Origin of the sequence: Luedemannella flava, from assembly GCF_039528515.1 — a bacterium.
Taxonomy (GTDB): domain Bacteria; phylum Actinomycetota; class Actinomycetes; order Mycobacteriales; family Micromonosporaceae; genus Luedemannella; species Luedemannella flava.
Window position 1 is genome coordinate 18,407 of record NZ_BAAALT010000151.1, and the last position, 12,000, is coordinate 30,406.

Consider the following 12,000-nt stretch of genomic DNA (forward strand, 5'->3'; position numbering starts at 1 on the left):
ACGTGCGTGGCCCGCACTGCCCGTCTGGGCTATTCGTACTTGAGGACCGGTAACGAACAGTGGTGCGGAGGTGAGGCGTCGGTGGCGATGGGCCCCACCCCGCTCCACATCGCGAGCCACCGCCGGAGCACCCGCTGGCTCAGCGGCGCCCCGCGCCGGTCGCCCCGGCTGCGCATCGACGACTGGCGCGTCCGCACCAAGCTGGTCGCGGTCCTGGCCGTGCCGATGCTCGGCTTCATCTCGCTCGCCGCCGTCCAGACGTACGGCGGGGTGACCGCCGCGAACCACCTCGCCGACTTCGGCCGCGAGGTGGCCCTGGGCCGGGAGGTCACCGGGCTGATCGACCTGCTGCAGCGCGAACGCGACCACACCGCCGGGCTGATGGCGGCCGGGCGCAGGGATCCGCTGCGGCCCGTGGCCGCCGAGCTGACCGACGAGTGGGCGGCCGTGGACACGGCGGTGCGGGAGTTCCGCCGGGCGGCCCAGCCCGTGCTCGGCGCCCGGCCCGCGTACGCCGGGATCAGCCAGCACCTCGACGAGCTGGCGGCCGTGCGGCGCGGGGTCGTCGGCGGGTGGCTGCGCCAGGGCGCCGTCTTCGACGCGTACTCGAGGATTGTTTCTGATCTGCTCGGCCTGCTGCCCACGCCGACCGCGGCGACCGACGCGGCGCTCGCGGGCGCGGTCCGCGTGGTGCGCGACGTCGCGCAGATCAAGGAGTTCACCGCGCAGCTGCGGGGCCGGCTCTACGCCGGGTTCGCGGCCGGCCGGTTCGACCCGGGCGACGCGGAGACGCTCGCCGACACCCGCGCCCAGCGCCGCGCCGTGATCGACCAGCTCCGCGCGGACGCCACCGCCGCGCAGGTCAACCGGTACGACACGGCCGCCGGTGGTCCGGCAGCGCGCGCCGCCAACCGCTTGGAACAACAGGCGGGTACGGACGACGTCCGGCTGAGCGTCGACCCGCAGCAGTGGTGGAATACGTCCAGCACCGCCCTGGACGCCGTGCGCGAGGCGGAGGTGAGCCTGCTCGCCGACGCGGTCCGGCTGGCCGGCGAGGACACCCGGGCCAACTGGCAGACCACGCTGGCCGGCCTGGCCTTCGTCGTGCTGCTGCTGCTCATCGCGGTGATGACCGCCCTGCTCGTGTCGCGGTCCATGGTGGAGACGCTGCGCCGGCTGCGCGACCACGCCCTCGACGTCGCCCAGCGCAGCCTGCCCGACCTCATCGACCGGCTGCGCCGCGGCCCGGGCGGGAACGCGTCGCCGGCGATGCTGGCGGCCGCCGTCGAGCCCGTCGAGATCCGGTCCAAGGACGAGGTCGGCGAGCTCGCGGACGCGTTCACGGCCGTGCACCGCAGCGCCGTACGCCTCGCCGGCGAGCAGGCCGCCACGCGGCGCAACCTGGACGCCTCCCTGGTCAACCTGGCCCGACGCAGCCAGACCCTCGTCGAGCGCCAACTGCGGGCCCTGGACGAGCTGGAGGCCCGCGAGACCGACCCCGACGTGCTGGAACAGCTCTTCCGCGTCGACCACCTCGCCACCCGGATGCGGCGCAACGACGAGAACCTGCTGGTCCTCGCGGGGGCCGACACGTCGCGGCGGGGCAGCCGGCCGCTGCCGCTGGGCGCCGTCGTCCTCGCGGCCACCGCCGAGGTCGAGCACTACCCACGCGTACGGTCCACCGTGGACCAGGAGATCTTCCTCGTCGGGCACGCGACCGGCGACGTCATCCACCTGATCGCCGAGCTGCTGGAGAACGCGACGACGTTCTCGCCGCCCAGCAGCGACGTGTTCGTGGTCGGCACGCCGACCGGCGACGGCGGCGCCGAGCTGCTGGTCCGCGACGAGGGCATCGGCATGACCGACGTCGAGCTCGCCGAGGCCAACCGGCAGTTGTCCACCCCGGCCAGCCCGGACGCCGCGGCGTCGGAGCGGATGGGCCTCGTCGTCGTCGCGCACCTGGCCGCCAAGCACCGCATCGACGTGGCGGTGCACCCCGCCGAGCCCGGCCTGACCGTACGGGTGTGGCTGCCCCCGGCCCTCATCGCGGAGGCGCCCGACGAGCCGGACGCCACGCTGCCCGCTCCGTGGCTCGCGCCGCGCTGGGCCACACGCACCGGGCCGCTGGCGATCGAGGCCGCTCCGGCGCCCGTGGCGGTCGTCGACATGGCCGAGCCGCCCTCGGAGACGAGCAGCGGCTGGTGGACCCGGGAACCCGCCGACGGGCGCGACACCGGCAACGGGGCGACGCCGGCGCGACCCGCGAACCGCGTCAGCTCGGCCGGGCTGCCCATCCGGGTGCCGCAGGCGCCCGCCCCGGCCCCGGCGCCCGCCCCGGTCGGGCCGGCCGACGACCTTGACCCCGACGCCGTCGGGTCCGTGCTCACCAGCTTCTACCGCGGCGTACGCCGTGCGGATGACGAGCTGACGGAGGACGACATCCTGCCGCCCGACCACACCGAGACCAACGAGATCCCCGCGGTAATCGACAGACAGGGAGCACCAGAGTGACGATGAGTTCTCAGGCGACCGACTTCAACTGGCTGATCAACGGGTTCACCGAGCGGGTGCCCGGGGTGGTCCACGCGATCGTCGTGTCGTCCGATGGGCTGCTGATCGCGCTCAGCAACAGCCTGCCGCGCGATCACGCCGACCAGCTCGCGGCGGTCACGTCGGGCCTGACCAGCATCGTCTCCGGGGCGGCGCGCATCTTCGACGGCGACGAGGTCAAGCAGACCGTCGTCGAGATGGGGCGGGGCTTCTTCCTCGTGATGGCGGTCCGCGACGGTTCCATGCTCGCCACGCTGGCCGCGCGCGACGCGGACGTGGGCGTGGTCGGCTACGAGATGGCCAAGCTCGCCAAGCAGGCGGGCGCCGTGCTCACCCCCGCGCTGCGGTTCGAGTTGCAGCAGGCCTTGCCCCAGATAGAAACGATTTCATAGCACAACGACACCTCGCACGGTGTGCGCGCGTTATCCCAGGCGTCGGCTTAGGGAGGAAGTGCCGTGCGAGACCCATCGTTTGAAGAGTTTGTCCGGACGCAACTGCCGACGTTGGGCCGCCACGCGTGCGCCCTCGCGGGTGACCCGCAGGCCGCGGAGGACCTGGTCGTCGGCACGCTGGCCACGCTCGCGCGCTGGTCGCGGCACACCCCCCTGGACGAGCTGCGGCCACTGTCGATGGGCACCCTCTACCGCACGTACGTGCGGGGTGGGGTGCTGCCCGGGCGGGCCGGGGAGGTCCTGACCCGGGCGGGTGGCGTGCTCCGCCGCGCGGTCGTCGGCCGGTCCGGCACCGGTACGCCGTTCCAGCGCGCGGTCGCGGCGTTGCCCCGCGACCAGCGGGCCGTGCTCGTCGGCACGTACGTCGCGCAGGCGTCCGATGTGGAGATCGCCGAGCTCATCGGGCGTACACCCGTGGCGGTGCGGTCGCTGCGCTACCGCGGGCTGCGCACGCTGCGCGGCGCCCAGGGGCCGGCCGAGCGCACCACCTCGCGCGAGGCGTGGGTGGACCGGGACACCTGGACCCAGGAGACCGTGCACCTGCCGGCCCCGATGCCGCTGCCCGACTCGTCCCGCCCGGCGACCCCGAAGCCGGCCACCCGGGCGGTGGGGCCGGTCGGACCGTCCCCGGCGACCGTGACCACGGCGGCCAAGCGTGCCGCCGCCGGCAAGCGTGCCGTCAGCCCCACCCCCACCCGGACGCCGAACGCGCCGCGCGCGGTGAACCCGGCGCGGGGGGCCAACTCGGCGCGCAACGTCAACGTCGGACGGGCCGCGCGGGCGGCCAACAAGGCCGGGGAGGTGCGCCATGGCGGACGTTGAGGAGGCCACGGCCAAGGAGCTGCGGCGGGCCGGCGGCCGGCCGCGCTGGGATCTGGCCCGCGTCCTCGCGGCCGTGACGCGTCGCCAGCGGCGCCGGTCCGCGATCGGCGGCGTCCTCGCGCTGGCCGCACTCGCCGGCGTCACGGTCGTCGGCGTGGAACTGTTCGGCGGGGACGCCGACGAGCACACGGCCGAGCCCGCGCCGACCGCGACGCTGGCCCCCGCCGAGGCCGAGCTGGAGGCGCAGGTCGCCCGGCTGTCGTACGTGCCGGCCGACGCGGTGTTCGCCGACGCGCGGCGCGGGTACGCCCTGGTGGTCTCCTGCGCGGACCGCGACGAGCCGGAGACCTGCACCACCCAGCTCGCCGCCACGGTCGACGGCGGCGCCACCTGGCAACGCCGGCCCCTGCCCGCCGGCGCGGCGGCCGGCCTGTCGATCGTGCGGACCCGGCTGCTCGCCGTCGGCCCGAACGGCCTCCTGATCGACCAGCCCGGCCAGTACGAGGAGACGGAGACCGGCGCCCCGGCGCCCAGCCCCACGGCGCCGCCGAAGTGGATCGCCGGTCAGCGCTGGTTCAGCCCCGACGGCGGCCGCACCTGGGCGCCGCGGGCCCGCCGGGCCACCGGCACGGTGACGGGCTTCGCCCCCGGCTACCCGCTGTTCTTCCCGTCGCCCGACGTGCCCAACGGGCTCGATCCCGCGTCCCCGCGCGTCGCCGCGCTGTTCAACACGCCCGCGCAGGTCGTGCGCGCGGACGGTTCGACGGCCGTCCTCGCGCGCGGGCCGCGCGGCGAGGGGTACACCGACGTGTCGGTCGCCACGGCGGCCGACGGGAGCGTGTGGGTGCCCAGCTACGTGTACGGCGCGAACGGCGGCCTCACGGTGCGCCTGCAGGTCACCCGCGACCGGGGCCGCACGTTCCAGGGCGTCCGGGTGCCGACGATGTCCTCGCCGCCGAGCGTGTTCACCGCCGACGGCCGCAACGTCTACCTCCTGGAGTACGACGGCCAGGGCGGCGCCCGCCTGCGCGCCAGCGCGAACGCGGGCCGAACGTGGCGCGACGTCAAGCTGCCGGCCCCCCCGAAGTCCCAGCGCGGGCCGGTCACGACGGGCACGATCGGCATCGTGTCGAGCGGCGCCGCCGGGCCCGGCCCGACGGTCGCACCGGCGGCGGACGGCGCTCTCCTGGTCACCCACGGCTCCACGCTCTACCGCCTCGCCCCGGGCGCGGCGGCCATGCGCAAGGTCGCCGACGCGCCGGTGATGTTCAGCCTGATGCCCGCCGGTCGGGCGATGGTGGGGTTCGGCACGAAGGGCGGCGCGGCCGGCTTCTTCACGTCCCCCGACGGCGTCACCTGGCGCACCGCCGCGCTGTCCTGAGCCACTAGTCTGGGTCGTCCGCGCGGACGACACGGACGAAGGTGGCGTGGATGCAGACGACGCTGACAACGCGGGCGACCGACCGGTCGCCCGCGTTCGTCGTGGTTACCGCCATGACGCCGCTGGTCCTGGGGCTGATGGCGTACGCGGCCGACGAGACGTCCGGGCTCGCCCGGGCGGTGCTGCTCGCGCTGTTCAGCAGCGGCGCGGCGTGGGGCCTCGCGGCCCTGGTGATCGGATTCCTGGCGCCCGGCCGGCGACTGGCGATCATCGCGGGCGTCGGCGGCCTCATCGGGGCGACGGTCGTTTACTACGCGCTGATCGTCTTTGTCAGCCGCCGCTGGCAGGGCGGGTGGCTCGAGGACGGCACGCCGGCGGACGTGATGGGCCTGTGGTCGATCGCGCGGGCCCTGGGTTTCTGGCTCGTCGTCAGCGTGGTCGCCGGCGCCGTCTTCGGCGTCCTGGGCGATGCCGTCGCGCGGGCGTCCGACCGGGTCGGCGCGGCGGCGGCCGGCGTCGCGTGGGGCCTGGCGGCCGCCAGCGGCATCCACGACCTCCTGGTGCTCGCCCGGTGGGTGGGGTGGAACGGGCAGGCGACCGACATCGCCGTCTCCGCGGCCATGACCATCGCGCTCGCGACGCTGGTGGTCGCCGTGCTCCGACGCCGCCGCGGCCCGCGCGGCAGTGGCGGGATGCTCGCGCTGGCCGCCACCGTCAGCAGCGGCGTCGGCACCGCCGCCTGGTGGCTCGTCGAGTCCGTCCGGACCGCCGTCTAAGCGCTGACCGGGCCCGTCCCTCAGCGACCTTAACGCGAAGCTCATCCCGGAACCCCGCCATCAGGTCACGTCGCGGCGGCGGACGTTCCAGATCGCGGCGACCAGCACGATGAGCACCACGCTGCCGAGGACCAGGCCCGCCTGCGGCCAGGTGATCATGGACGTGCCGCAGTCGCCCACGCAGCCGGGGTTGCCCGACGCCGGCCAGCTGCGGGTCAGCCACGCCGCACCGTAGCTGGAGAGCAGGTAGCGGCCCGCGCTGGGCACCTGGACCTGGTCGAGCAGGATCCGCACGCCGACCTCGCCGACGATCGCGACGATCAGCGCGGCGCCCAGCGCCACGGCCGTGTGCCGGCCGAGGGACGCCAGGCAGAACCCGACCGCGGTGAGGGCCAGGATGAGCGCGACGGCGCGCGCCCCGGTGAGGCCGAACGAGATCCAGGCGCCGGTGGTCATGCCCTCGTCGTCGCCGCGCTTGCACGCGACGGCCCACAGCGCGACGGTCCACAGGGCGCCGAGCACGAGCGTGACGGCCAGGACCGCGCCGAGCGCCGTGGCGAGCTTCGTGAGCAGCACGGACACGCGGCGCGGCCGCCACGCCAACAGTTGCAGCATGGCGCCCGTATGCCATTCGGCGCCCACATAGGACGCCCCGACGATGAACCCGAACAGCCCCATCAGCCCCGCGAGCACGAAGATGAGCGGCTCGAACTCGGTCCGGAACACGAACCGGTCGGCGGGCGGCTGCCGGCTGTACCACGCGATCACCACGGCGATCGCGATCAGGATCAGCACCACCGCGCCCAGGGTCCACCGGGTGACCCGCCGCTTGAAGAACCGACGCCGCTCCGCCGCCAGAAGGCTCACGCAACCGCCCCTGTCGGGGTCTCGGCCAACCGGTGGCGGCCGGCGACGGACGCGTCCGTGAGGAGGAGGAAGACGTCCTCCAGGCCGACCGGGTCGGGGGTCAGCTCGCTGACGTAGAGGCTCTGGAGGGCGAGGACGCGGGTGATCTCGCCGGCCCGGGTGACGCCGCTGACCACGAGCTGATCGTCCAGCGCGGTGATCCGCATATTGGCCGCGGCGAGCGCGCGGGCCGCGGCGGCCAGCTCGTCGGCGCTCTCCAGCCGTACCCGCCAACGGGTGGACGCGTGCCGCGACAGCACGTCGGCGACGGACCCGGACCCGACGCGGCGGCCGTCCGAAATGATCGTCACCGAGTCGCAGAGCTGTTGGACCTCGCCGAGGATGTGGCTGGCCAGCACGACGGTCATGCCGGAGTCGGCCAGCGCGCGCATGAGGTCGCGCATCTGCCGGATGCCCGCCGGGTCCAGGCCGTTGGCCGGCTCATCCAGGATCAGCAGATCAGGATGCTTGAGTACGGCCATGGCGACGGCCAGCCGCTGTCGCATCCCCAGCGAGTAGGTCCGGACACGGTCGCGGGCCCGGTCGCGCAGCCCGACGAGCTCGAGCACCTCGTCGACGCGCGTGCGGGGCACCCGGCCCGCGTCGCAGAGCAGGGCGAGCGTGTCCCACGCGGAGAAGTGCGGGAAGAACCGCGGGCTCTCCACCAGGGCACCGACGCGCCGCGCGATGCGCGGGCTGGCCCGTGGCACGGGCTCGCCGAGCACGCGGACCTCACCCCCGCCGGCGCGCGTCAACCCCAGCAGCACCCGCAGGGTGGTGGACTTGCCGGAGCCGTTCGGCCCCAGGAAACCGTGCACCTCGCCGGCGTGCACGGTCATGTCGAACCCGTCCAGCGCCTGCCTGGTGCCCCATCGAACGCTGCGGTATGTCTTGCGGAGCCCGCGCACCTCGACCACAGCGGACACTCCGGAGCCTCCCCGACCCACGACGCCTAGAGACTCACCGTACGCGTTCGGTGGCGTTCTGTGGGGGCACATTGTCGCCCGCCCGTCACCCAAACGATGCCCGCGCCGCCCACCCCCCCCGCTGACCCGGCCGACGTTTGGACCGTGAGGCAGGAAATTCCGGACCGAATAACCGGCCTGACGGTCCGAACGTCGCCCACTACGCGCGCGGAGCGCGCGAGGGGTGGCGGTCAGCGGGTGGTGAGGGCGTCGCGGATGTAGGTGACCGTGCGGGCGAGGATGGCCTGGCGGGCCTCCGGGGGGAGATCGCGCAGGGGGCCCTCCAGCATCAGGAGGGCCAGGCCGTGCACTGTGGACCAGGCCATCATCTCGGCGAACTCGCGGCGGGCGGGGTCGAGGGCGCCGGCCTCGACCAGGTCGTCGAGGACCTCGGTGAGCAGCTGGTACGGCCGGGTGTCGCCGGCCTGCATGCCGTGGTCGGGGTGGATGTCGGGCCGGTCGGTGCGGCAGAACGCGGTGCGGAACAGCCCCGCCTCGGACAGCGCGAACGTCACATAGCCGACGCCCAGGGCGGACAGGCGCCGGTACGCGTCCTCGACGCGGTCGGCCAGCGGCGGTGACGCGGCCAGCTCGACCTCCATGGCGGCGACGAGCCGGTTGAGCGCGTGCATCTTGACCGCGTGGATGAGCTCGCCGTGCCCGGCGAAGTGCCGGTACGCCGCGGTGGCCGACACGCCGACCTGCCGGGCCGCCTCGCGCAGCACGACGGCCTCGGGGCCGCCCGTGCGGGCGAGTTCGGTGGCGGCCCTGGTCAGCGCGTTGGCGAGGTCGCCGTGGTGGTACGCGCCGCGGTCGGCTCTGGTGGGGGTCACGTCTCCCATCCTGCCCGACATTTTCCCGAACACAATGTTGACACCGTTATCTTTGTCCGTCATGGTTAACGCCGTCAACATTCGCTCGGAGCCGATTTCCGGGCGATAGGGGGAGGGACCACCGTGTTCGAGAGATACGGCTTCTTTGTGGCGAGAAACGCCAAACTACTTCTGATCATCTCCGCGCTCGCGTTCGCGGCCGCCGCCGTGGTCGGCCTGGGCGCCTTCGGCAAGCTGCAGAACGGCGGCTTCGAGGACCCGACCGCCGAGTCGGCCCGCGCCCAGCGCCTCATCGACGACAACTTCGGCGGCGCGACGAACCTGGTCCTGCTGCTGCACGCCAAAGACGGCACCGTGGACGACCCGGCGACCGCTGCCGCCGCCACCGCCCTCGCCACCGGCCTCGCCGCCGAGGCCAACGTGTCCGGGGTCGTGTCCTACTGGCAGACCAAGGCCCCGGCGATGCGGTCGACGGACGGCCGCGACGCCATCATCACGGCGCACGTCGCCGGCGACGACACTCAGATCGTCGCCAACACCGAGAAGATCCTCGACGAGTACGGGGCGGACCAGCCCGCCTTCACCGTCCGTGCGGCGGGTCTCGCGGCCGTCAACGTCGACGTCCGCAGCGAGGTGGGCACGAGCCTCGCGCTGGCCGAGGGCATCGCCGTGCCGCTGACCCTGCTGCTGCTCATCATCGCGTTCCGCAGCGCCGTCGCGGCCCTGCTTCCCCTGGCCATCGGCGGCCTGGCGATCATCGGCACATTCGCCGAGCTGTACGTCCTCGGGTCGATCACCGACGTGAGCATCTTCGCGATCAACCTGACCACGGCCATGGGCCTGGGCCTCGCCATCGACTACGCGTTGCTGCTGGTCAGCCGGTTCCGCGAACAGCTCGCCGCCAACCCCGACGACGTCACCGGCGCCGTGGTCCGCACGGTCGCCACGGCCGGCCGCACCATCGTGTTCTCCGCCGCCGCCGTGGCCGCCGCGCTCGCCGCGCTGCTGGTCTTCCCGATGTTCTTCCTGCGCTCGTTCGCGTACGCCGGCGTCGGCGTCGTGGTCATCTCGGCCGTCGCCGCGCTCGTCGTCGTCCCCGCGCTGCTCACGGTGCTCGGGCCGCGCGTCAACAAGGGCAAACTGCCATGGGCGCGCGCCGACCGTGGGCCGTCCTCGCCGTGGTGGGGTCGCCTGGCCTCGGCCGTCATGCGCCGCCCGGTGCTGGCCGGCCTGCCCGTCCTCATCGCACTGTTCGTCGCGGCAAGTCCGCTGCTGGGCGTCAGGTTCGGCACCCCCGACGAGGGTGTCCTGCCGCCCGGGGCGGACAGCCGCGTGGTGGCCGAGACGCTGCGGACGAACTTCGCCGGCAACGGGACCAGCGCGATCGACGTGGTGACCACGGGCCCGGTCGCCGAGGCCGCGTGGGCGGACTACGCCACCAGCCTGTCCCGCCTCGACGGCGTCACCGCGGTGCAGACTGCGGCCGGCACCTTCGCCGATGGCAGCGCCGGCCCAGCCGCGCCGAACGCCGGGGGCCTGACGAGCGCCAGCGCGCAGCGGTTGCGCGTACTCACGGATCTGGAACCTAAGTCCGACGCGGCACAGGAGCTGGTGCGCGACGTCCGGGCGCTGCCCGGGCCGGCGGGCGCGAGCCACCTCGTGGGTGGGGTCGACGCGCAGCTCGTGGACAGCAAGGCGGGCATCGGCGGTCGGCTCCCGTGGGCGCTCGGGCTCATCGTGGCGACCACGTTCGTGCTGCTGTTCCTGTTCACCGGCAGCATCGTGCAGCCGCTGCGGGCGCTCGTGCTGGGCGGCCTGTCGATGTCCGCGACGCTGGGCGTGATGACCTGGATCTTCCAGGACGGGCACCTCGCGGACCTGCTCGGCTTCACGCCGCGGCCGATGGACACCTCGATGACCGTGCTGCTGTTCTGCATCGCGTTCGGCCTGTCCATGGACTACGAGCTGTTCCTCACCAGCCGGATCAAGGAGCTGCACGAGCAGGGCGCGCCGACCGCCACGGCGGTGAGCGAGGGCCTGGCCCGCACCGGGCGCATCGTGACCACGGCCGCCGGGCTGCTCGCGGTGAGCTTCTTCGCCTTCGGCACCAGCTCGGTGAGCTTCCTGCAGCTGTTCGGGCTCGGCACGGGCCTGGCCATCCTGCTCGACGCGACGCTGATCCGGGGCGTGCTGGTGCCGGCGGCGATGGCGCTGCTGGGCCGCACCGCCTGGTGGGCTCCGGCCCCGCTGCGCCGCGTCTACCGCCGCGTGGCCATCTCGGAGTCCTGAGACAGGGGCGGCCCGCGTCGTGGTGGCGACGCGGGCCGCCCTTCTCACGCCTCGATGAGGGCCGCGGTGCCGGGGTGGCCCTGGTGGCGCGCCCAGTCGGCCGGCGTCGCGCCGAACCGCACGTCGCGCAGCGACCGGTCGGCGCCGAGGCCCAGCAGCAACCGCACCAGGTCGTCGTGGCCGTCCAGGGCCGCCGCGTGCAGCGCCGTCTCCCACGGCTCCTCGACGGGCGCGTCCCGCCGCCCGTAGGCGTTCACGTCGAACCCCAGCTCCGCCAGCAGCGCCACCCCGTCGGGCCGCCCGCGCGCCGCCGCCCACACCATCAGGCCCGGCCGCGCGCGCCGCGCATCCTCCACGATGGACGGACCCAGCCGGCGCACCGCCGCCCGGTCGCCCGCCAGCGCCGCCGCGACCAGCTCATCGACCGGATCCAGCCCGGCGTCGACGGCGCCGCGCGACCTCAGGTAGTCGGCGACCTCACCCTCCCCGCTCACCAGAGCCAACCCCAGGGGAGTACGCCCCGGCGGAGAGACCGCGTCGACCCCCTGCTCGGTGAGCAGTCGCACGCGGGCGAGCTGCCCGTGCTCGATCGCCCAGCGCAGCTGCGCGCCCAGCAGGTCCGCCGGCGGGCCGACCACGTCGGGACCCAGCCGGCGCCGCCACACGCCCCAGTCGCCCCGGCCCAGGCCGTACTCGAAGAGGAGGGTGAGGTGGTCGTTGTCGGCGCCGAACATCCGGTTGTAGAGGGCCTGGGCGTCGTTGGCGTCCGCGCCCGCGTCGAGCAGCGCGCGGGCCAGCACGAGGGAGTCCGGGTGGCGGGGCTGGCGGACCGGGCCCAGCTCGCCCTCCCCGAAGACGCCGGTGAGCAGCGTGAACGGGATGGGCAGGCCGTGCCACAGGTAGCCCTCGTCGGGGTCGGCGCCGGCCGCCAGCAACAGCCGGGCCGTCTCGACCGCGTCGCCGTCCCCGGCCCGCGAGTAGGCCAGGTAGGCCAGCGGCCGCCACCGGTAGGGGCCGCCGGGGCGG

At 74.4% G+C, this 12,000-nt stretch carries 10 protein-coding genes; 6 read left to right on the forward strand and 4 right to left on the reverse strand.

Translation table 11 applies throughout. From position 1 onward, the window contains the following. The first annotated feature begins 87 nt into the window (after positions 1-87). The 5 genes from ABD211_RS22435 (at position 88) to ABD211_RS22455 (ending at position 5,981) form a co-directional block, all read left to right on the forward strand. The gene (locus tag ABD211_RS22435; RefSeq protein WP_344135356.1) at positions 88-2,511 is read left to right on the forward strand and encodes a sensor histidine kinase; all 2,424 of its coding nucleotides are present in this window, start codon (positions 88-90) and stop codon (positions 2,509-2,511) included. 2 nt (positions 2,512-2,513) lie between these two features. Continuing rightward, positions 2,514-2,942 (forward strand): roadblock/LC7 domain-containing protein, encoded by a 429-nt coding sequence (locus ABD211_RS22440; RefSeq protein WP_344135359.1) that lies wholly within the window; start codon positions 2,514-2,516, stop codon positions 2,940-2,942. A gap of 63 nt (positions 2,943-3,005) precedes the next feature. Further along, entirely contained in the window at positions 3,006-3,824 is an 819-nt protein-coding gene (locus ABD211_RS22445; protein ID WP_344135332.1) for an RNA polymerase sigma factor, read from the forward strand. Next, positions 3,811-5,205 carry a hypothetical protein gene (locus ABD211_RS22450; protein WP_344135335.1) on the forward strand — a complete coding sequence of 465 codons (1,395 nt, stop codon included), beginning with the start codon at positions 3,811-3,813 and terminating at the stop codon, positions 5,203-5,205. The genes ABD211_RS22445 and ABD211_RS22450 overlap by 14 nt, the downstream gene beginning before the upstream one ends. A 50-nt stretch (positions 5,206-5,255) precedes the next feature. Next, entirely contained in the window at positions 5,256-5,981 is a 726-nt protein-coding gene (locus ABD211_RS22455) for a DUF6518 family protein (RefSeq protein WP_344135338.1), read from the forward strand. 60 nt (positions 5,982-6,041) lie between these two features. Here the strand turns inward: ABD211_RS22455 and ABD211_RS22460 are convergent, their stop codons facing one another. The 3 genes from ABD211_RS22460 to ABD211_RS22470 form a co-directional block, all read right to left on the reverse strand. After that, positions 6,042-6,848 (reverse strand): hypothetical protein, encoded by an 807-nt coding sequence (locus ABD211_RS22460; RefSeq protein WP_344135341.1) that lies wholly within the window; start codon positions 6,846-6,848, stop codon positions 6,042-6,044. Continuing rightward, positions 6,845-7,813: an ABC transporter ATP-binding protein gene (locus tag ABD211_RS22465; protein ID WP_344135344.1), complete on the reverse strand. Its 969-nt coding sequence runs from the start codon at positions 7,811-7,813 to the stop codon at positions 6,845-6,847. Before ABD211_RS22465 ends, ABD211_RS22460 begins: the two co-directional genes overlap by 4 nt. Before the next feature lie 230 nt (positions 7,814-8,043). Continuing rightward, positions 8,044-8,685 carry a TetR/AcrR family transcriptional regulator gene (locus ABD211_RS22470; RefSeq protein WP_344135347.1) on the reverse strand — a complete coding sequence of 214 codons (642 nt, stop codon included), beginning with the start codon at positions 8,683-8,685 and terminating at the stop codon, positions 8,044-8,046. Positions 8,686-8,808: 123 nt separating this feature from the next. Between ABD211_RS22470 and ABD211_RS22475 the strand changes: the two genes are divergently transcribed. Then, the gene (locus ABD211_RS22475) at positions 8,809-10,974 is read left to right on the forward strand and encodes an MMPL family transporter (RefSeq protein ID WP_344135350.1); all 2,166 of its coding nucleotides are present in this window, start codon (positions 8,809-8,811) and stop codon (positions 10,972-10,974) included. A gap of 44 nt (positions 10,975-11,018) precedes the next feature. Here the strand turns inward: ABD211_RS22475 and ABD211_RS22480 are convergent. After that, a partial coding sequence (locus ABD211_RS22480) for an ankyrin repeat domain-containing protein (protein ID WP_344135353.1) occupies positions 11,019-12,000 on the reverse strand: 982 nt, incomplete at its 5' end.